This is a genomic window from Enterobacter cloacae complex sp. HYC033_NIDB (genome assembly GCF_056673335.1).
The window spans coordinates 2,374,732-2,394,546 of record NZ_CP115123.1 but is presented as its reverse complement, the minus strand read 5'-3'; the positions used below and the strand labels follow the sequence as shown (position 1 = coordinate 2,394,546).

Below are 19,815 nucleotides of genomic sequence, written 5' to 3'. Positions count from 1 at the left end.
GATTTAAGATGTGATTTTTAAAAAGCATGGCCACGGTGTTGTTACCGAGCCATAAATATTTTTCCTGATGAAAACGTCAAGAATAAACAAAAAAAGAGTGAAGCTTTTTATTAATTCGCCAAATTACTTAGCGCGCTATGTGTCCATCTTAAATCCGGATAATTTTAAGTCAATTAACTAAAAATGAAATGAGTTTGTACTTAGGATTAATCTGATAGAAACTTACGAAAATATACTCATTCGGGGGTAGTCCGAAGGTTTACCCCTGCCCGAATTTCTCTAAAAGTGCTTCGGCAATCGCCATGGTTTCCACATCCGCTACGCCATTCCATAACTGCGGACGGAAATGCATCTGGAAAACCATGATGATGCGTTTTTGCTGTTCGGGCGTACTGTTTTCTGGCACTTCGTAACCGTAGCGCGCCAGCAAATCGAGCAGTGCTGCGGTATCAACCTGCTGATAATGCGGTCGCCCGTTGATATAAAAATCTACGCGCGCCGGATCGGGCCAGGCTCCGATACCCTGCTGCGCCAGTTCGCGCCACGGAAACAGTGGCCCAGGATCGTCTTTACGCTGCGGGGCGATATCCGAGTGTGCCACCACGTTCTGCGGTTTAATGTCGTAGCGGGCGATGATGTCTCTGGCAAGCGGGATCAGCGCCGCAATTTGCCCCGGTTCGAAGGGGGTAAAGGTTTTCACGCCATCGGTTTTCCGCCAGCCGCGGTTTTCCAGCTCAATGCCGACGGATGTATCATTTATGCGGTTGGTGCCACGCCAGAAGCTGATGCCCGCATGCCAGGCCAGTTCGCTCTCAGGGACCAGCTGCCAGATACGCGGTTTGCCCTGCGGAGCTGGCGGCTTTGCGGGGATGAGATAGTGAGAGCTGACGTTTTTATCGGTCAGGGTCGCAAGCGAGGTGTCGAAATCATCGGCGGTGTAGTGAATAACCAGCACCTTTATACGCGGGTAGGCCGCCTGCGCCTGATGGCGCGTATCCAGCTCGTACGCGCCTTTATCAACAATGCCCTCTTCCGAGGCGCATCCTGCCAGCAACATCGCCAGCAGGAGGGTTGAGAGCGAACGCTTCATCGACGGGTCTTCACCGCCGTGCCGCTTACGCTCACCATCAGCATGCTGGCATCTTTCCCGACCGTTTCGTAGTCGATATCAATGCCCACCACCGCATCCGCGCCCAGCGCTTTGGCCTGCTCGCCCAGCTCCTTAAACGCAATCTCGCGCGCCTTACGCAGCTCTTTCTCGTACGCGCCGGAACGACCCCCGACGATATCCCGAATGCCGGCAAAGAAATCGCGGAAAATGTTTGCGCCCAGAATCGCCTCACCGGTGACCACGCCGCAGTACTCGGTAATCGGTTGACCTTCCAGGGTTGGCGTTGTTGAAAATTGCATACTTTCTCTCCTTCTTTAGCGTTCAATGCGTTAGCGACAGCATTATCGGTTCGTTACGCTATGATTGAAAGGATAGTTAATAAATAAGGAAATCAACATGCGCTACTCTGCTTTAACGCTTTTAGTGCCATGCGCGCTGGTGCTCAGCGCCTGCACAACGCCGGTCACGCCAGCCTTTAAGGATATCGGAACCCGCAGCGGCCCTTGTATTGAGGGTGGCCCGGATGCCGTGGCGCAACAATTTTATGATTACCGTATTCAGCATCACGGTAATGACCTGACCGCCCTGCGCCCGTACCTGAGCGATAATCTGGCGAAACTGCTCACCGACGCTTCGCGCGATCCGCAGCACAACGCCCTGCTGTCATCCGATCCGTTCTCCAGCCGCGCCACGCTGCCGGACAGCGCCGACGTTGCCAGCGCGTCCACCATACCGAATACCGACGCACGCAATATTCCCCTGCGCGTGAAGCTCACCCAGGGGACGCAAACATGGCAGGATGAGGTTCTGATGATCCGTGAAGGCCAGTGCTGGGCAATAGACGATGTGCGCTACATTGGCGGCAGCGTTCATGCCCCGGCGGGCACCCTTCGCCAGTCGATTGAGAACCGCTAACGCCTCCGTTAAATAAACGTTAACCCCGTAAAATGTCCGGCATTTCCTGCGGAATGCCGACATTTATACTCGCCCCCCATTCCCGTCGCTATTTTGTGCTATGTTTAAGAGTAAATACGGGTTATATTTAACTTTTAACGCAGAAATATTGCATAACTATTCTGTCAACGGTACTATCTGCGGCCTCAATTGCTATAGATTGCCTGGATGAGTAAAGACTGCCCCGATGAGTATTAAACTAAACGGCATTAACTGCTTCTACGGCGCACACCAGGCGCTGTTCGACATTACGCTGAGTTGCCCGGAGGGCGAAACGCTGGTTTTGCTCGGCCCAAGCGGCGCGGGAAAAAGCTCCCTTCTGCGTGTTCTTAATCTGCTTGAAATGCCCCGTTCGGGGACGCTGGCCATCGCCGGTAACCATTTTGACTTCGCGAAAACCCCGTCTGATAAAGCGATTCGTGAACTGCGTCAAAACGTGGGCATGGTTTTCCAGCAATACAATCTCTGGCCGCATCTGACGGTGGTGCAAAACCTGATTGAAGCCCCGTGCCGCGTGCTTGGCTTAAGCAAAGACCAGGCGATGGCGCGTGCGGAAAAGCTGCTGGAACGTCTGCGTCTGAAACCGTACAGCGACCGGTATCCTTTACATCTTTCTGGTGGTCAGCAACAGCGTGTGGCGATCGCCCGTGCGCTGATGATGGAGCCTGCGGTGCTGCTGTTTGACGAGCCGACCGCGGCGCTGGACCCGGAAATTACCGCCCAGATCGTGAGCATCATTCGTGAGCTGGCGGAAACTAACATTACCCAGGTCATCGTGACCCACGAGGTGGAAGTGGCGCGCAAAACCGCCAGCCGCGTGGTCTATATGGAAAACGGGTATATCGTTGAGCAGGGTGACGCGAGCTGCTTCACTAACCCGCAAACCGATGCCTTCAAAAACTACTTATCACACTAATGTGTTAGGGAAATTATAATGAAAAAAGTATTGATTGCCGCGCTGCTTGCTAGCGTCAGCCTTTCCGCTACCGCAGCCCAGACCATCCGTTTCGCCACTGAAGCGTCCTACCCTCCGTTTGAATCCATTGATGCGAACAACAAGATTGTTGGCTTCGACGTGGACCTGGCAAACGCCCTGTGTAAAGAAATCGACGCGACCTGTACCTTCAGCAACCAGGCGTTCGACAGCCTGATCCCAAGCCTGAAGTTCCGCCGTATCGACGCCGTAATGGCCGGAATGGACATCACTCCGGAGCGTGAAAAGCAGGTTCTGTTCACCACCCCTTATTATGACAACTCGGCCCTGTTCATCGGTCAGAAAGGTAAATACGCCTCCGTTGACCTGCTGAAAGGCAAGAAAGTCGGCGTGCAGAACGGCACCACGCACCAGAAATTCATCATGGATAAGCATCCGGAAATCACCACCGTGCCGTATGACAGCTACCAGAATGCGAAGCTGGACCTGCAAAACGGTCGTATCGATGCGGTGTTCGGGGACACGGCTGTTGTGACTGAATGGCTGAAAGCGAACGACAAGCTGGCCGCCGTGGGTGACAAGGTGACCGATAAAGACTACTTCGGTACAGGTCTGGGTATTGCCGTACGTCAGGGCAATACCGAGTTGCAGCAGAAATTCAACGCTGCGCTGGAAAAAGTGAAGAAAGACGGCACCTACGAAACCATCTACAAAAAATGGTTCCAGAAGTAATTCCTGATGAATGAAATTTTTCCTTTAGCAAGCGCCGCCGGGATGACCGTCGGCCTTGCCGTTTGTGCACTGATTATCGGCCTCGTACTGGCGATGTTCTTTGCGGTGTGGGAGTCCGTTAAGTGGCGCCCTGTCGCATGGCTCGGTTCAGCGCTGGTGACTGTGCTGCGTGGACTGCCGGAAATTCTGGTGGTCCTGTTTATCTATTTCGGCTCCTCACAGCTGCTGTTAACGCTGTCGGACGGCTTCACGATTAATCTCGGCTTTGCGCAGATCCCGGTGCAGATGCAGATTGAGAACTTCGACGTCAGCCCGTTCCTGTGCGGCGTGATTGCGCTCTCCCTGCTCTATTCGGCCTATGCGTCACAAACGCTGCGCGGCGCGCTGAAAGCGGTACCGCAGGGTCAATGGGAATCCGGCCAGGCGCTGGGTCTGTCGAAAGCGGCGATCTTCTTCCGCCTGGTGATGCCGCAGATGTGGCGTCATGCCCTGCCAGGGCTGGGTAACCAGTGGCTGGTACTGCTGAAAGATACCGCGCTGGTGAGCCTGATCAGCGTGAACGATTTGATGTTGCAAACCAAAAGTATCGCCACCCGTACGCAGGAGCCGTTTACCTGGTACATCGTCGCGGCGGCTATCTACCTGGTGATCACGTTGCTGAGCCAGTACGTTCTGAAGCGTATTGATCTGCGCGCAACGCGTTTTGAACGGAGACCAGGCTGATGCTGGATTATTTACCCGAACTGATGAAAGGGCTGCACACCAGCCTGACGCTGACCGTCGCGTCTATCATCGTGGCGCTGATCCTGGCGCTGATCTTCACCATCGTCCTGACGCTGAAAACGCCGGTGCTGGTGTGGATTGTACGTGGCTACATTACGCTCTTCACCGGAACGCCGCTGCTGGTGCAGATCTTCCTGATTTACTACGGCCCGGGCCAGTTCCCGTCGTTACAGGAATATCCGGTTATCTGGCATCTGCTCTCTGAGCCATGGCTCTGCGCCCTGATTGCCCTCTCCCTGAACAGCGCGGCCTATACCACGCAGCTGTTCTACGGCGCCATTCGCGCGATCCCGGAAGGCCAGTGGCAGTCCTGCGGGGCGCTGGGCATGAGCAAGAAGGATACGCTGGCGATCCTGCTGCCTTATGCCTTTAAGCGCGCCCTCTCTTCCTATTCCAACGAAGTCGTGCTGGTGTTCAAAAGTACCTCTCTGGCCTACACCATCACCCTGATGGAAGTGATGGGCCACGGACAGCTGCTGTACGGACGCACCTACGACGTGATGGTGTTCGGGGCGGCGGGTCTGGTCTATCTGGTGGTCAACGGTCTGCTGACCCTGATGATGCGTCTTATCGAGCGTAAGGCGCTGGCGTTTGAGCGCAGAAATTAATCGACTTAATGCATAAAGCTGTTTTCGTAGTGCGGGTAACCTGATAGGTTACCCGCATTTTTTTATGCATTAAATAATATTTAATCATATTTATTGCATATAAATTCATTGAGTGGCATTGTACATCCATGCCGCAGACACGGCGCATAATGACAAGATTGACAGACGGGAGCATTACAATGAAAAAGTTAGTTCTGGCCGCATTACTCGCAACCTTCGCCGCTGGCGCATCCGCCGTCGATAAAATCAATTTCGGCGTTTCTGCCACCTATCCGCCGTTTGAATCGCTGGATGCCAGCAACCAGATCGTCGGCTTCGACATCGACCTGGCGAAAGCGCTGTGCAAGCAGATGCAGGCCGACTGCACCTTTACTAACCACGCATTTGACAGCCTGATCCCGTCCCTGAAATTTAAAAAGTACGACGCGGTGATCTCCGGCATGGACATCACGCCAGAGCGCAGCAAGCAGGTCGCGTTCACCGACCCGTACTACGCGAACTCTGCGGTGGTGATTGCGAAGAAAGGGGCTTATAAATCTTTCGACGAGCTGAAAGGCAAGCGCATCGGCATGGAGAACGGCACCACGCACCAGAAATACCTCCAGGACAAGCATCCTGAAGTGAAAACCGTGGCCTACGACAGCTACCAGAACGCCATTATCGACCTGAAAAATGGCCGTATTGATGGCGTATTTGGCGACACCGCGGTCGTGAATGAGTGGCTGAAAACCAACCCGCAGCTGGGTACAGCGACGGAGAAAGTGACCGATCCGCAGTATTTCGGCACTGGCCTCGGTATTGCCGTGCGTCCGGATAACAAGGCTCTGCTTGAGAAACTGAACGGCGCGCTGAAAGCGATCAAAGCTGACGGCACATACCAGAAAATCAGCGAGCAGTGGTTCCCGCAATAACCTTTTTTGCCGGGTGACCTGGCCTACGGGGGTGGTCTGTAGGCCGGGTAAGGCGAAGCCGCCACCCGGCAATTTCTTAAAGCGGCACAAAGAACCTGAACCGTGCCCCGCTCACGGACTCCATCAGCCTGATCCCCCCGCCGTGCAGCTCCAGCATTCTTTTCACGATTAACAGCCCTAACCCGCCCCGGTGCTCCCGCGAGGCCTGTGGATTTAACGCTGACGGACGCTGGAACAGATCGTCCCGTAATGCGGCATCAACACCCGTTCCGCTGTCGGCCACTTCAACCTGTAACCGGTCGTTCTCCTGCCACACCGCCAGACGAATATCTCCACCTGCTGGGGTATGGCGTATCGCATTATCCAGCAGATTCGTCACCACCCGTTCAATCATGGAAACATCGGCCAACACCTGCGGCAGCGGACCCGGGACGTCAATGTGCAGATTTAACTCACGCGTGCGGGCAGCGAGTTCAAACTTTTGCGCCACGTCGGAAATCAGTTCAGCCATGGCAAAACGCTCGCGCTGGGGCTTGATGCCGCCGTGCTCAAGACGCGCCAGCTCGAACAGCTGCTGCGACAGATGGCGTACCTTTTGCCCCTGACGCAGCGCGGTAGCGAGGTACTGCTGATGCTCCTGCGGCGACAGCGTTGCGGATTTCAGCGACAGCGTTTCCAGATAACCCAGCAGCGACGTCAGCGGGGTGCGTAAGTCGTGCGAAATGTTGGCGATAAACTCCCGGCGCTGGCGGTCGCTGTCGGCCAGCCGATCCCACTGAGAGGTGATTTTGCGCGCCAGCTCGATAAAGGTATTGCGCAGGATCGCCACTTCATCCTGGCCGGCAGGCTCAAGCGGCTGGGCCGCCAGCTGCTTAATCGCGCTGATGCTGTCCTGCTCCAGCCCGGCCACGTCCAGCGTGAGCTCTTTAACCGGGCGCGTCACCCAGTACCAGAGCAGCAACCCCGCCAGCAGACCAAACAGTGCCACCAGCAGCATCGACCACAGCGCCGTACTCCAGAGCGCTTTGTGCCAGGCCATCTCCGCCAGCGCGTTGGACTCCTCCCCCTGTAAAATAATGTACAGATACCCCTTCAGCTCACCGTCCTGCCGCAGCGGGGTGGCGCTGAAGACTTTCTTATTCTGGCTTCGGGGATCGTCGCCAAACACCGGCATCACCGTCCCGCTGAGGAAATTCTGTATCGGCACGAGGTCAATTTTTTGCCGCTGAATGTGCCCTGGCGGGGCGGCATCGGCCAGGATATCGCCATCTGGCGAGACAACATACAGCTCGACGCTCGGATTAAAGGTCATCAGCCGGTCGAACAGCGGTTTTAAGGCGCTGCGATCCACCCTGCCCTGCGCATCCAGAATCGCTTCCCGCTGCACAATCTGCTGCGCCAGCCCGCCGGAGAGCCGCTGCACCATCGCATTGCCGTACTGCATGCTACTGTAGAGCTGCACCGCACAGGCGACGGTGGCGCAGAGCAGCAGTAACGCCGTAAACAGCAGCGTCAGGCGCTGGCTCAGGCTAAAGCGACGCATCATGATTCTGCTCCGCAAATTTGTAGCCTTTGCCCCAGACGGTGCGAACGATCTCCGGCTCGGCGGCATCTTTCTCTATTTTAATGCGCAGGCGGTTAATGTGGGTATTGACGGTGTGTTCGTAGCCTTCGTGCTGATACCCCCATACCTGCTCCAGCAGTGCCAGCCGCGAAAAGACCTCTCCGGGATGGCGGGCAAAGAAATAGAGCAGTTCAAATTCGCGCGGGGTGAGATCGACGTGTTGACCGTTAAGGCGCACGGTGCGCGCCAGCGGATCGATAGTCAGTCCGTGCGCCTGAATAATGCCGTCCGTCTGCGCCTGGCCCATCGCCTGCTGACGGCGAAACAGCGCCTTAATGCGGGCAATCAGCTCCTGCACCGAGAAAGGTTTTGCCAGATAATCATCCGCCCCTGTTTCCAGGCCAGTAATACGGTCAGTTTCACTGCTGCGGGCGCTAATGATGATAATGGGCAGGTAGCGGGTCATCTGGCGGATACGGCGGCAAATCTCCAGACCATCAACATTCGGCAGCATCAGATCGAGGATCACCGCGTCCCACGGCTGTGTTTCAAGACGCTGTAAGGCGTTGCCCCCGTCGGGCTCGTGGGTAATGGCGTAGCCTTCATCTTCCAGATTAAGACGCAGGAGTGCCGCGATATCGTGGTCGTCTTCTACCAGCAGGATCTGCTTCATGGGTAAGCCTTCAATCATTTGTTATGACGTAAGCTTACCTGATTTCGAGCGGGGGAAGAGTTCACATTTTGTTGAACATTGTGCGGGGTTTATGCCGGGTGGCGGCTTCGCCTTACCTGGCCTGCGCTTTGGTTAACAACGTCAACACTTCATAATGGGCGGTATGGGGGAACATATCGAAAAGCTGAACGCGCGCAATGCGGTAGCCCGGCAGGCTGGCGATATCCTTCGCCATGGTCTGCGCGTTACAGCTGGAGTAGACAATGTACTCCGGCGCCATCTGGCTCAGGTAGTCGCAGAGCGCCTGGCCGATACCCCGGCGCGGCGGGTTCACCAGCACCAGCTCCGGCACGTTGCCCTGTCCGGTGGCGAACCGGGTCGAGTCTAGCGCCTGGAAGTGCAGATTCGTCAGCCCCAGCTCTGCGGCGGACTGCTTCGCGCAGGCAATCGCTTCGGCGGAGATCTCAATTCCGGTGAGCTGCATGTCTGGCGTGGCACAGTGCAGGCCAAAGCCGCCGACGCCGCAGAACAGATCCCACATGTGATGAACCTGTAACGCACGCACCCAGTCGCGCGCGGTGGCATACAGCGCGCTGGCGACGGTGGGGTTAGTTTGAAAGAAGCTTTGCGGACGGATCCACAGCGGCACGCCGTTAAAGCTCTCCGCCAGCGCATGCTGTTCGGTGAAGAAAATCTCTTTTTCCCCTTCCATGATCGCCATATGCACCGGCTGAATATTTGCGGTGATCACCTTGAGCTGCGGAAGCTGTTCCTGCAACCCCGGAAGCGCCGCGCGCAGCTGCTCCAGCTTGTTTTCCGAACGCAGCACAAAGCGCAGCATCATCCCGCCGTCGATCTGGCTTTCGGTCAGCAAAAGGTATTTCAGCTCGCCGCGCCTGCGGGCAACGTTATAGGGCGTTAACCCCGCCCGGGCGATAAACGGCTTCAGCGCGCTAAACACCGGCTCAAACGAGGCGGGATACAGCGGGCAGTCGGTTAAATCTTCCGGGGTGCCGTCGCGGTGCAGCATCCCCAGCAGCGGCTTTTCAACGCTGCCGCTGACCACCATTTTGGCTTTATTGCGAAAGCCCTGCTCCGGGCCGCTGACGGGTGCGCACCACTCGCCCACCGCGTGTGCTGCCAGCAGCTGTTGCAGGTCGACCATTTTGGCGGTGAGTTGTTGAGAGACTGGCTGTTCTATCCACTGACAGGAGCGGCAGCGTCCGGCGTCATAGAGTGCGCACTGCATATGAAAACCTTAAGAAACACGAGGGCTGCGATTATACACATTATTGCAGGCGGAAGAACCGCCGACTGGAAGCCGGGAGATAAAGCAGGCAGAGCACCAGCATATCCGGCAGTTTTTGCATCACCAGTGAATGGAAAATCTCGCGTCGCGACTCACCGGGTATGCTGAACAGCTCCGGATAGCCATAGCCCAGCGAGGCGGCCCACAGGTAGCTGGCAGCGGTGATCTGCGTCAGCAGATACACCCAGCGCGCCCAGTTACGTCCTTTCACCAGCGAGAACGCACAGTAGATCTCAATAAACACCAGCATCAGGCTGCTGAGAAACACCAGCGTCAGATTCCACGTCTGCGCGCTGCGGTGAATAAATTCCCCCATTCCGCGCGGACCCAGCGTGTTCATTATCATCAGCACATCCAGACAGCGGATCATAATAATGGCGAGCGCCGCCACCTGCACCAGTGCAGGGACGTTCGGACGAGCGTGCGAATGACGTGTTTTTTGTAAGAATCCCAATGTTTTTACTTCCCTGAAAAACAGTGCCGCGTCATACGCGGCACATCACTGGAAATAGTAATTCCTTCAGCCGCGTCTTGCACGCTGGATATCGCGCACACGCTGTTTTTCCGCGCGCGCCATCAAATACCAGGCGATAAATCCGACAATTCCGACCACGCCAAGGATGATGGACGCCAGGGCGTTAATCTCGGGATTCACCCCCATCCGCACGCTGGAGAAGACCAGCATCGGCAGTGTCGTCGCGCCCGGTCCCGACACAAAGCTGGCGATAACCAGATCGTCGAGCGAGAGCGTGAACGCCAGCAGCCAGCCGGAGATCACCGCTGGCATAATCATCGGCAGCGTGATGATGAAAAAGACCTTCAGCGGCGTTGCGCCGAGATCCATCGCCGCCTCTTCAATGGAGCGATCCAGCTCGCGCAGCCGCGAGGATATCACCACCGCCACATACGCCGTACAGAAGGTGACGTGCGCCAGCCAGATGGTGAGCATCCCGCGATCCGCTGGCCAGCCGATGGCGTGCGCCAGCGCGACAAACAGCAGCAGCAACGACAGGCCGGTGATGACGTCCGGCATGACCAGCGGGGCGGTGATCATAAACGCGAAACCATTCGCCCCGCGGAAACGGCCAAAGCGCACCATCACCAGCGCGGCAATCGTGCCCAGCACGCAGGCCATCGTCGCCGCCAGCGCCGCAATGGTCAGGCTCAGCCCCACCGCGCTCATCATCGCATCATCGTGGAACAGCTCGCTGTACCAGCGCGTCGACCAGCCCGCCCAGACGGTGACCAGCTTAGAGCTGTTGAACGAGTAGATCACCAGCATCAGCATTGGCGCATACAGGAAGGTAAAGCCGATCATCAGGATCGCAATTCGCCACGGGGAGCGTACTACCGGTAAGTTGTTCATCCGTGGTCTCCCATCTGTTTCTGCTGATGTTTGTGGAACCACATGATCGGCACGATCAGCAGCAGTAACATGACGATCGCCACCGCCGAGGCCACCGGCCAGTCGCGGTTATTGAAGAACTCCTGCCACAGCACGCGGCCAATCATGATGCTGTCCGGGCCGCCGAGCAGTTCCGGGATCACAAACTCCCCGACCGCCGGGATAAATACCAGCATCGATCCGGCGATGATCCCGCCTTTGGTGAGCGGCACAATGACGCTGAAGAAAGTCTTCAACGGGCGTGCGCCGAGATCCAGCGAGGCTTCCACCAGCGAGTAATCGATTCGCGTCAGCGCAGTATAGATTGGCAGCACCATAAACGGCAGATAGGCATAGACAATCCCGATATACACCGCAAGGTTGGTGTGCAGGATCGTCAGCGGCTGGTCGATGACCCCAAGCCACAGCAGGAAGTTATTCAGTATGCCGTTATTCTTCAGGATCCCCATCCACGCGTACACGCGGATCAGGAACGACGTCCACGACGGTAAAATGACCAACAGCAGTAAAATATTTCGCGTCGACGGCTTGCTGTGCGCCACTGCCCACGCCAGCGGGTAGCCCATCAACAAGCAGCAAATCGTAGAAATAGCCGCAACCTGTAACGACTGCAAATAGGCTTCGAAATAGAGCGGATCGTCGGTCAGTTGCAGGAAATTACCGAGGTTTAAGGTCAGCGTCAGCTGCCCGTCGGCCCACTCCCACAGATCGGTATACGGTGGGATCGCCCGCGCCATCTCCGCCAGGCTGATCTTAAAGACGATCAGGAACGGCAGCAGAAACAGCAGGATCAGCCAGATATAGGGCATGGCGATGACCAGCTTGCGGCCATGCGCCATCTGCATGCGCGCCAGCCAGAGCGCGAAACCGCCCGGTTTTTTGACGCGGGCTGGAGGTTCAAGTGTGCTCATGACCGCTCCTTATACCGTCAGGACTACGCAACTGTCCGCATCCCAGCAGAGGCTCACTTCGTCGCCCCAGGTTGGCTGTCCCTTGCGATACCGGTGTTCGTTCTGTAACTGGGCGCTGAGCATCTGGCCGCTTTTCAGGCGCACATGGTAAATCGACAGATCGCCGAGATAGGCAATGTGTACCACTTCGCCCACGGCAAAGTTATAGCCATCGGCGGGCGGCTCATCGCAAAGCATGATTTTTTCCGGGCGCAGGGCAACGTAAACCGGCACGTTGTCCACCACGGAGTTATCAGAATCAACCTTCAGCGGGTGCACCAGCCCCGGCGATTCAATCACCAGACCGTCGTCCTGGCGTTCCTTCAGTAGCCCTTCGAAGACGTTCACCGAGCCGATGAACTCCGCGCTGTAGCGGGTTGTCGGGTGTTCGTAGATCTCTTCCGGCTCGCCGATCTGCACGAACTTACCGCGATTCATGATCGCAATGCGCCCGGCCATGGTCATCGCCTCTTCCTGGTCATGAGTCACCATCACGCAGGTCACCCCCACGCGCTCGAGGATATCCACCACTTCCAGCTGCATCCGGTCGCGCAGCTTTTTATCCAGCGCGCCCATCGGCTCGTCGAGCAGTAATAATTTTGGACGCTTCGCCAGACTTCTTGCCAGCGCCACGCGCTGACGCTGGCCGCCGGAAAGCTGATGCGGCTTACGCTTCGCAAACTCCTGCATATGCACCAGGCTCAGCATCTCTGCCACGCGCGCGGTGATTTCGGCTTTCGGCAGTTTGTCCTGCTTCAGACCGAAGGCGATGTTCTGCTCAACGGTCATGTGCGGGAACAGGGCATAGGACTGGAACATCATGTTTATGGGCCGCTGGTACGGCGGCACGCTGGAGAGGTCTACCCCATCCAGCACGATCTGCCCGGCGGTAGGCTGTTCAAAGCCTGCCAGCATACGCAGCAGTGTTGATTTGCCGCAGCCCGATGCGCCGAGCAAAGCAAAAATTTCACCTTTGTAGATCGTCAGGCTGACATCGTCCACGGCATGCTGGCCGTCGAAGGATTTGGTGAGGTTACGAATTTCAAGAAGCGGGGTCAGCGCTTTACGGACTTTCGCCTGCGGGCGGGGGATAGCGTCATTCACGGGGTGCTCTCCGGCATAGATCAACACTGGTGCAAACGCACCGTCAGGGTGCGCATCGCCGGGCGGCGCTAACGCTTGCCCGGCCTACGGGATCTGTCGGCCCGGTAAGCGACAGCGCCACCGGGCAACGATATCAAACGCCGTTACTTACCGCTTTTCACCTTGGTCCACGCGCGGGTACGCACACGGTCAATTTTCGGTTCCTGCACTTTCAGGGTGAAGAGCTTGGCAAACACATCGGCTGGCGGATAGATCGCCGGATTATTGCGGATTTCTTCGCTCACCAGCGGCACGGAGGCCTTGTTACCGTTGGCGTAGTAGACATGGTCGCTGATGTGGGCAATCACCTCCGGACGCATCAGGTAGTTGAGGAATTGATACGCTTCCTCTTTATTTTTCGCATCAGCCGGCATCGCGAAGACGTCGAAGAACGCCAGCGCCCCCTCCTTCGGAATGAAGTAGGAAACATTCACGCCGTTTTTGGCCTCTTTCGCGCGGTTCGCCGCCTGCCAGACATCGCCCGCCCAGCCGATGGCCACGCAGATATCCCCGTTAGCCAGGTCGTTGATGTACTGAGAGGAGTGGAAGTAGCGAATATTCGGACGCAGCTTCAATAGCAGGTCGGTCGCCGGACCGGTGTAGTCGTCGGCCTTGCTGCTGTTTGGATCTTTGCCGAGATAGTTAAGCACGGTGGCGAAAATCTCTTCCGGCGCATCGAGGAAAGAGACGCCGCAGCTTTTCAGCTTCTCGAGGTTTTCCGGCTTCAGCACCACGTCCCAGCTGTCCAGCTTGACGTCCGGGCCCAGCGCCGCTTTGACTTTATCCACGTTATAGCCAATACCGGTTGTCGCCCACAGGTAAGGCATCGCGTATTTATTCTCCGGATCGTGCTTCGCCACCAGCTTCAGCACGTCCGGATCGAGGTTCTTCCAGTTCGGTAATTTGCTCTTGTCCAGCGGCTGGAAGACACCGGCGGTCAGCTGACGCTCCAGGAAGCTTGCCGACGGCACCACCAGATCGAAACCGGTGCTGCCCGCCATCAGTTTGCCTTCCAGCACTTCGTTGGAATCGAATACGTCGTAGACAACCTTAATGCCGGTCTCTTTTTCAAAATTCGCGACGGTGTCCGGCGCAATATAGTCAGACCAGTTATAGACGTGCAGCGTTTTTTGTTCCGCAGCGAGCGTGCCGGCAGAGACGGCCATCAGTGCACCCGCAACCAGACCCGATAACCATTTTTTATTCAAGGCGATCATATTGTTATTCCTTCTGAAAGTTCGTTAACAAACGAACCAAAACTGTGCAGCCTGAAGATATGCAATAATCATGCATAGTTTGTCGCTCTGCCCGAAATAAAATACCCCCCTCTTCCCGGCAGGTTCCGCTCGCTTTTTTAAGCACCGCAAGAATAACTGTAGCCCGTGTCTCCGGCTATAGCCCAGACGAAAAAACGCCTTTTATCAATTTTTTATGCAGATTATGTCTACGTGATAAGCCGAAACGGCCGGAGAGGAGGTGAAAAACTCTTTAAAGAAAGGTTAAAAGCAGCAGAAAAAACGGTGTTATGCAGCCGCTCTGGCAGCGACTGCGCAAAAGTCAGACAGGCTTAGTGGAGAAAATTGGGAGATGCATCATTATTCTCGGCATCATCTTCCGCGCTATACAGCAGGTGATGTGCGTTGGCTTCCATCATTACCATGGAAATTTGCTCTTCGCTCAGGCGCATAAACCAGGCGAACTGCTTGAAGGAGAGCCCCGCGCCGGAGAATAAAGACTGGCAAACCACCAGCTTTGGCAGATTATCATCCTGTATGTCGAGAAACGCTTTCACCGTCAAAGAACTGGCGTTGATCGCTGACAGATCAGACGCCAGCGCCAGCAGCGCAGAAGGCTTTACTTCAGCCAGCGCCGAGAACAGGATCACGTCGTTAATCAGATCGATTTTGGCATCGAAAATGCCATCGAAATTTTGCATGTGAGGCAGATGCAGCGCCTGGCAGGAGTCGCATTCGAAGAAAGTAATACCGGCATCATCGAGCCATTGACGTAACGTATCCAGTGTAGGTACGACCTGTAAATCCATCGCTGTGCAGCCTCTTAAATAAAAACGTTGTCCAGATTACGCAAAAAGTGCGCGCCGATCCATTTAACCGCCCGTTTTCAGGCAAAATCCCGGCGTCGCATGGCGTTCAATCCATGCGATCATTTTACCTGCAATATCGACGCCTGTGGTTTTTTCCACCCCTTCCAGCCCCGGCGAGGCGTTGACTTCCATCACCAGCGGCCCGCGCCCGGCACGCAGCAGATCGACCCCCGCCACGTCCAGGCCCAGCGTCTGCGCTGCTTTCACCGCAATCTCGCGCTCGCGCTCGCTAATAAGGGCCACCCGCGCGATACCGCCGCGGTGCAGGTTAGAGCGGAAATCGCCCTCTTTTGCCTGCCGCTCTATGGCGGCCACCACCTCATCGCCCACCACAAAGCAGCGGATGTCGCACCCGTTGGCCTCTTTAATATACTCCTGCACCAGAATATGGGCATTCAGACCGCGAAACGCGTCGATCACGCTTTCCGCCGCCTGACGCGTCTCCGCCAGTACCACCCCAATACCCTGCGTACCTTCCACCAGCTTAATAACCAGCGGCGCACCGCCCACCATGTCGATTAAATCGCTGGTGTCGTCCGGGGAGTGGGCAATCCCGGTGACGGGCAGATCGATCCCCTGGCGCGCCAGCAGTTGCAGCGAGCGCAGCTTATCGCGGGCGCGGGAGATCGCCACGGACTCGTTGAGCGGATAGCTTCCCAGCATTTCAAACTGGCGCAGCGCAGCCGTACCGTAATAGGTGATCTGGGAGCCAATGCGGGGAATTACCGCATCAAAATGCGGGAGTTTGCGGCCTTTGTAATGAATCGACGATGCCGCAGGGTCGATGTTCATATAGCAGGACATCGGATCGAGGATCTCAATCTGATGTCCGCGTTTCGCCGCCGCTTCTCGCAGGCGTTTACATGAATAGAGCGTTCCATCCCGGGACAATATGGCAATTTTCACCCTGCACCTCTCTAAAGACATGGTAAAAGCCTGCCTATCATACACGAGGCGCAGGAGGAATGGACTACCGCGTTGCCCAGCCCTGTTTGTGCAGGTAATCAAGAATGAACGGGCGGTTCTCCTTGATGATGGTGCGACGAATATGGTCGCTCCAGGTGTCGCGGCGGTTGTTGCTGTCGCGCGTCAGATAGTAGTTCGCTAGCTCTTCATCGTATTGATGCAGAACGTCCTGGTCGACCGGCTGGTAGTGGTTTTCATGCACCAGCATCGCAGCAGGAATGCGCGGCTTCAGATCCGGGTTATCCGCCGGCCAGCCGAGGCACAGACCAAACAGCGGCAGAACGTGTTTCGGCAGCTTCAGCAGTTCCGTCACGCTTTCGATGTTGTTACGCAGCCCGCCAATATAGACGCCGCCAAGCCCCAGCGATTCCGCCGCCGTGAACGCGTTTTGCGCCATCAGCGCCGTATCCACCACGCCCAGCAGCAGCTGTTCCGCCAGCCCCAGCTCGGCCTCGGGGCAGATTTGCAGATGACGGTTAAAATCGGCGCAGAACACCCAGAACTCAGCCGCCTGGGCAACGTGCTTTTGTCCGCCCGTCAGCGTTACCAGCTGCTCACGCATCGCCGGATCGGTGATGCGGATAATGGAGCTGCACTGCAAAAAGCTGGAGCTGGAGGTGCCTCTTGCGCTGTCGATGATCGCTTCCCGCTGCGCCTGGGTAATCGGCTCATCGGTGAAATGGCGAATGGAACGGTGGGAACGAAGCAGGTCAATGGTTGGCGTCATTTTGTCTCTCTTTGTGTTGCGTAAAACGTATGGCAGCCAGTATAGGCAATGATCCACCTGATGTAATTGGCGAAACATAGCCTGACTGTATCAAAGTGACAGGTGAAACCTTCTTTCCATGACGGCAGGTTATCGTGCACTATAGGCGCCATTCGCCGTCAGGCTTGTTTTTTGAGGAGAGAGAAATGTTTGCAGTAATTTTTGGTCGTCCAGGATGCCCTTACTGTGTACGCGCGAAAGAGCTGGCAGAGAAACTGACTGAAGAACGTGATGATTTCAACTTCCGTTACGTGGATATCCACGCGGAAGGCATCACTAAAGCCGATCTGGAAAAAACCGTGGGTAAACCGGTTGAAACCGTGCCGCAGATCTTCCTCGATCAGAAACACATCGGCGGCTGCACCGATTTTGAGGCCTACGCCAAAGAACACCTGGGCCTGTTTGCGGCTCAGTAATGCGAAGACGCCCTCACCCTGAGGGCGTTTTTATTTACGGTGCTTCCGCTGTTGCAGCAGGCTGCGCGTAAATAAGAAACAGAGCGCGCCCAGCGCACACCAGAAAACGCCACTCAGTAGCCACGCCACTTCCTGCCAGACGCTTCTCGACGAGAGAAACAGCACGCGCATCAGAAGCAGGCAGAGCGGGGCCGCAAGCATTGCCCCAATAAGCGGCATCACCACCTCGCCTTTACGCGAGAGAAAACCAGCGACTACCCCCGGCAGGATGAAGAACAACAGGCCCAGCTCGGGATGACCGGACGCTCTGAAGGCGCCTTTCACGTTAAAAGCGAGCGACATGCAAACGACTGTAAACAGCAAAAAACAGCTGATTACGCCAGCCCAGTTTCGTTTAAAGTTCAAACTATCCTCCTGACTTATCTCTATCAAATACAAAAATCGTCCGGTGGACGCCCAGTCAGATAAAGCAATGCGGCAATCCTTGCCAAAGCACGCACAGAAGTCGTGCGATAATAGGTGGCTGTCGGTAGCTATTACGATTAAACTAACCGACTGCTAGTGTTTAGGGTATTTATCAGGAAGCAGGGAGATGCAAAGTGATTCCCTGACTCTGAAAACAGTAGCCCAAATAGTCCTTTCATTCAACAACTTACTGGTAAACAAGAAGTTAGCCTCCGTGAATATAAACGTCGCAGACTTGTTAAATGGGAATTACATCCTGTTATTATTTGTGGTACTGGCGCTGGGCCTTTGTCTGGGTAAATTACGCCTGGGTTCAGTTCAACTTGGTAATTCCATTGGCGTTTTAGTCGTCTCCCTGTTATTAGGTCAACAACATTTCAGTATTAACACGGACGCGCTTAACTTAGGTTTCATGCTGTTTATTTTTTGCGTAGGCGTGGAAGCCGGTCCGAACTTTTTTTCCATTTTCTTCCGAGACGGCAAAAATTACCTGATGCTGGCGCTGGTGATGGTCGGCAGCGCCCTGCTGATTGCGTTAGGGCTGGGCAAACTGTTTGGCTGGGACATCGGCTTAACGGCCGGTATGCTGGCAGGCTCGATGACCTCCACGCCGGTGCTTGTTGGCGCGGGGGATACGCTTCGTCATTCTGGCATGGCAGGCACGCAGCTTTCCTCCGCGCTGGACAACCTGAGTCTGGGCTATGCCCTGACCTATCTGATTGGTCTGGTGAGCCTGATTGTTGGCGCGCGCTATCTGCCAAAACTTCAGCATCAGGATCTCCAGACCAGCGCCCAGACCATCGCCCGCGAGCGCGGCCTGGACACGGACTCCAAACGTAAAGTTTACCTGCCGGTGATCCGCGCCTACCGCGTCGGGCCGGAGCTGGTTGCCTGGACCGACGGGAAAAACCTGCGCGAGCTGGGGATCTACCGTCAGACCGGCTGCTACATCGAACGTATCCGTCGTAACGGCATTCTGGCAAACCCGGACGGTGACGCGGTGCTCCAGATGGGCGATGACATCGCCCTTGTTGGCTACCCGGACGCCCACGCGCGTCTCGATCCGAGCTTCCGCAACGGGAAAGAGGTGTTTGACCGCGACCTGCTGGACATGCGTATCGTCACCGAAGAGATTGTGGTGAAAAACCACAACGCCGTGGGCCGCCGTCTGGCACAGCTGAAGCTGACCGACCACGGTTGTTTCCTCAACCGCGTGATCCGCAGCCAGATTGAAATGCCTATCGACGATAACGTGGTGCTCAATAAAGGCGATGTGTTGCAGGTCAGCGGCGATGCCCGACGTGTTAAAACCGTTGCCGACCGTATCGGCTTTATCTCGATCCACAGCCAGGTGACGGACCTGTTAGCCTTCTGCGCCTTCTTCATTGTCGGCCTGATGATCGGGATGATAACCTTCCAGTTCAGCAACTTTAGCTTCGGCATTGGTAACGCAGCCGGTCTGCTGTTCGCCGGGATCATGCTGGGCTTCCTGCGAGCGAACCATCCCACCTTCGGCTATATCCCTCAGGGGGCGCTGAATATGGTGAAAGAGTTCGGTCTGATGGTCTTTATGGCGGGTGTCGGCTTAAGCGCCGGGAGCGGCATTGGCAACGGCTTGGGCGCGGTCGGCTGGCAAATGTTGGTTTCCGGACTTATCGTCAGCCTGGTACCGGTGGTGATCTGTTTCCTCTTCGGCGCCTACGTGCTGCGCATGAACCGCGCCCTGCTCTTCGGCGCGATGATGGGCGCGCGCACCTGCGCACCGGCGATGGAGATCATCAGCGACACCGCGCGCAGCAATATCCCGGCGCTGGGCTATGCAGGCACGTACGCAATCGCCAACGTGCTGCTGACGCTGGCGGGTACGCTGATCATCATTATCTGGCCAGGACTCGGATAAATCTCAAGTTTGCGTGTGGCGCAAAAAATTTTCGTTACGCGCAGAACTTTTTACGCAGGGTGCAGTCATAACTAGTGCCACTGCTTTTCTTTGATGTCCCCAATTTGTGGAGCCCATCAAC

22 protein-coding genes are annotated in these 19,815 nt (G+C 56.1%); 8 read left to right on the top strand and 14 right to left on the bottom strand.

The window, feature by feature from the left end; genetic code table 11:
• Positions 1 to 259: 259 nt before the first annotated feature.
• Together O1721_RS11425 and O1721_RS11420 are read right to left on the bottom strand one after the other, a co-directional pair.
• Positions 260 to 1,090 carry an N-acetylmuramoyl-L-alanine amidase gene (locus tag O1721_RS11425; RefSeq protein ID WP_032647842.1) on the bottom strand — a complete coding sequence of 277 codons (831 nt, stop codon included), beginning with the start codon at positions 1,088 to 1,090 and terminating at the stop codon, positions 260 to 262.
• Entirely contained in the window at positions 1,087 to 1,410 is a 324-nt protein-coding gene (locus O1721_RS11420) for a heavy metal-binding domain-containing protein (protein WP_006174327.1), read from the bottom strand. The genes O1721_RS11425 and O1721_RS11420 overlap by 4 nt, the downstream gene beginning before the upstream one ends.
• 97 nt (positions 1,411 to 1,507) lie before the next feature.
• On the opposite strand from O1721_RS11420, the gene O1721_RS11415 reads away from it, so the two are divergent.
• The 6 genes from O1721_RS11415 to artJ all read left to right on the top strand — a co-directional run bounded on the left by O1721_RS11415 (position 1,508) and on the right by artJ (position 6,033).
• Complete coding sequence (locus tag O1721_RS11415) at positions 1,508 to 2,026, top strand: lipoprotein (protein ID WP_023303369.1); 519 nt, start codon at positions 1,508 to 1,510, stop codon at positions 2,024 to 2,026.
• 226 nt (positions 2,027 to 2,252) lie between these two features.
• Positions 2,253 to 2,981 (top strand): arginine ABC transporter ATP-binding protein ArtP, encoded by a 729-nt coding sequence (gene artP, locus O1721_RS11410; protein WP_006809439.1) that lies wholly within the window; start codon positions 2,253 to 2,255, stop codon positions 2,979 to 2,981.
• Positions 2,982 to 2,999: 18 nt separating this feature from the next.
• Positions 3,000 to 3,731 carry an arginine ABC transporter substrate-binding protein ArtI gene (artI, locus tag O1721_RS11405; RefSeq protein ID WP_006174322.1) on the top strand — a complete coding sequence of 244 codons (732 nt, stop codon included), beginning with the start codon at positions 3,000 to 3,002 and terminating at the stop codon, positions 3,729 to 3,731.
• Positions 3,732 to 3,737: 6 nt separating this feature from the next.
• Positions 3,738 to 4,454: an arginine ABC transporter permease ArtQ gene (gene artQ, locus O1721_RS11400; RefSeq protein WP_003858367.1), complete on the top strand. Its 717-nt coding sequence runs from the start codon at positions 3,738 to 3,740 to the stop codon at positions 4,452 to 4,454.
• Positions 4,454 to 5,122 carry an arginine ABC transporter permease ArtM gene (gene artM / locus O1721_RS11395; protein ID WP_003858369.1) on the top strand — a complete coding sequence of 223 codons (669 nt, stop codon included), beginning with the start codon at positions 4,454 to 4,456 and terminating at the stop codon, positions 5,120 to 5,122. Before artQ ends, artM begins: the two co-directional genes overlap by 1 nt.
• Before the next feature lie 179 nt (positions 5,123 to 5,301).
• Entirely contained in the window at positions 5,302 to 6,033 is a 732-nt protein-coding gene (artJ, locus tag O1721_RS11390; protein WP_032647840.1) for an arginine ABC transporter substrate-binding protein ArtJ, read from the top strand.
• Positions 6,034 to 6,109: 76 nt separating this feature from the next.
• Here artJ and O1721_RS11385 read toward each other — a convergent pair whose 3' ends face one another.
• From O1721_RS11385 to nfsA, 11 genes are all read right to left on the bottom strand, one after another.
• Positions 6,110 to 7,579 carry a sensor histidine kinase gene (locus tag O1721_RS11385; protein WP_015571009.1) on the bottom strand — a complete coding sequence of 490 codons (1,470 nt, stop codon included), beginning with the start codon at positions 7,577 to 7,579 and terminating at the stop codon, positions 6,110 to 6,112.
• A complete protein-coding gene (locus O1721_RS11380) occupies positions 7,563 to 8,270 on the bottom strand; it encodes a response regulator transcription factor (RefSeq protein ID WP_022650690.1) in 708 nt (235 codons plus the stop codon). The genes O1721_RS11385 and O1721_RS11380 overlap by 17 nt, the downstream gene beginning before the upstream one ends.
• 112 nt (positions 8,271 to 8,382) lie before the next feature.
• Positions 8,383 to 9,519: a 23S rRNA (uracil(747)-C(5))-methyltransferase RlmC gene (gene rlmC, locus O1721_RS11375; protein ID WP_032647838.1), complete on the bottom strand. Its 1,137-nt coding sequence runs from the start codon at positions 9,517 to 9,519 to the stop codon at positions 8,383 to 8,385.
• Between the two features lie 40 nt (positions 9,520 to 9,559).
• Positions 9,560 to 10,057 carry a YbjO family protein gene (locus tag O1721_RS11370; protein WP_086598616.1) on the bottom strand — a complete coding sequence of 166 codons (498 nt, stop codon included), beginning with the start codon at positions 10,055 to 10,057 and terminating at the stop codon, positions 9,560 to 9,562.
• 42 nt (positions 10,058 to 10,099) lie between these two features.
• Positions 10,100 to 10,945: a putrescine ABC transporter permease PotI gene (potI, locus tag O1721_RS11365; RefSeq protein ID WP_032668746.1), complete on the bottom strand. Its 846-nt coding sequence runs from the start codon at positions 10,943 to 10,945 to the stop codon at positions 10,100 to 10,102.
• Entirely contained in the window at positions 10,942 to 11,895 is a 954-nt protein-coding gene (potH, locus tag O1721_RS11360) for a putrescine ABC transporter permease PotH (RefSeq protein ID WP_017693731.1), read from the bottom strand. The genes potI and potH overlap by 4 nt, the downstream gene beginning before the upstream one ends.
• 9 nt (positions 11,896 to 11,904) lie before the next feature.
• Positions 11,905 to 13,038 carry a putrescine ABC transporter ATP-binding subunit PotG gene (potG, locus tag O1721_RS11355; protein ID WP_017693732.1) on the bottom strand — a complete coding sequence of 378 codons (1,134 nt, stop codon included), beginning with the start codon at positions 13,036 to 13,038 and terminating at the stop codon, positions 11,905 to 11,907.
• A 143-nt stretch (positions 13,039 to 13,181) separates the two neighbouring features.
• On the bottom strand, positions 13,182 to 14,294 hold the full coding sequence (gene potF, locus O1721_RS11350; RefSeq protein ID WP_015571013.1) for a spermidine/putrescine ABC transporter substrate-binding protein PotF: 1,113 nt from the start codon (positions 14,292 to 14,294) through the stop codon (positions 13,182 to 13,184).
• Positions 14,295 to 14,644: 350 nt separating this feature from the next.
• Entirely contained in the window at positions 14,645 to 15,121 is a 477-nt protein-coding gene (locus tag O1721_RS11345) for a YbjN domain-containing protein (protein ID WP_003858385.1), read from the bottom strand.
• Positions 15,122 to 15,184: 63 nt separating this feature from the next.
• Positions 15,185 to 16,087, bottom strand: coding sequence for a 30S ribosomal protein S6--L-glutamate ligase (gene rimK, locus O1721_RS11340; RefSeq protein ID WP_017693733.1), 903 nt, complete (start codon positions 16,085 to 16,087; stop codon positions 15,185 to 15,187).
• Between the two features lie 64 nt (positions 16,088 to 16,151).
• Positions 16,152 to 16,874, bottom strand: coding sequence for a nitroreductase NfsA (gene nfsA, locus O1721_RS11335; protein ID WP_015571015.1), 723 nt, complete (start codon positions 16,872 to 16,874; stop codon positions 16,152 to 16,154).
• A gap of 185 nt (positions 16,875 to 17,059) precedes the next feature.
• Here nfsA and O1721_RS11330 point away from each other — a divergent pair, with 185 nt between their 5' ends.
• On the top strand, positions 17,060 to 17,329 hold the full coding sequence (locus O1721_RS11330; protein WP_006809455.1) for a GrxA family glutaredoxin: 270 nt from the start codon (positions 17,060 to 17,062) through the stop codon (positions 17,327 to 17,329).
• A 30-nt stretch (positions 17,330 to 17,359) separates the two neighbouring features.
• Here the strand turns inward: O1721_RS11330 and O1721_RS11325 are convergent, their stop codons facing one another.
• Complete coding sequence (locus O1721_RS11325; RefSeq protein WP_017384878.1) at positions 17,360 to 17,734, bottom strand: inner membrane protein YbjM; 375 nt, start codon at positions 17,732 to 17,734, stop codon at positions 17,360 to 17,362.
• 274 nt (positions 17,735 to 18,008) lie between these two features.
• Between O1721_RS11325 and O1721_RS11320 the strand changes: the two genes are divergently transcribed.
• A complete protein-coding gene (locus tag O1721_RS11320; protein ID WP_026080732.1) occupies positions 18,009 to 19,694 on the top strand; it encodes an aspartate:alanine antiporter in 1,686 nt (561 codons plus the stop codon).
• Positions 19,695 to 19,815 lie beyond the last annotated feature (121 nt).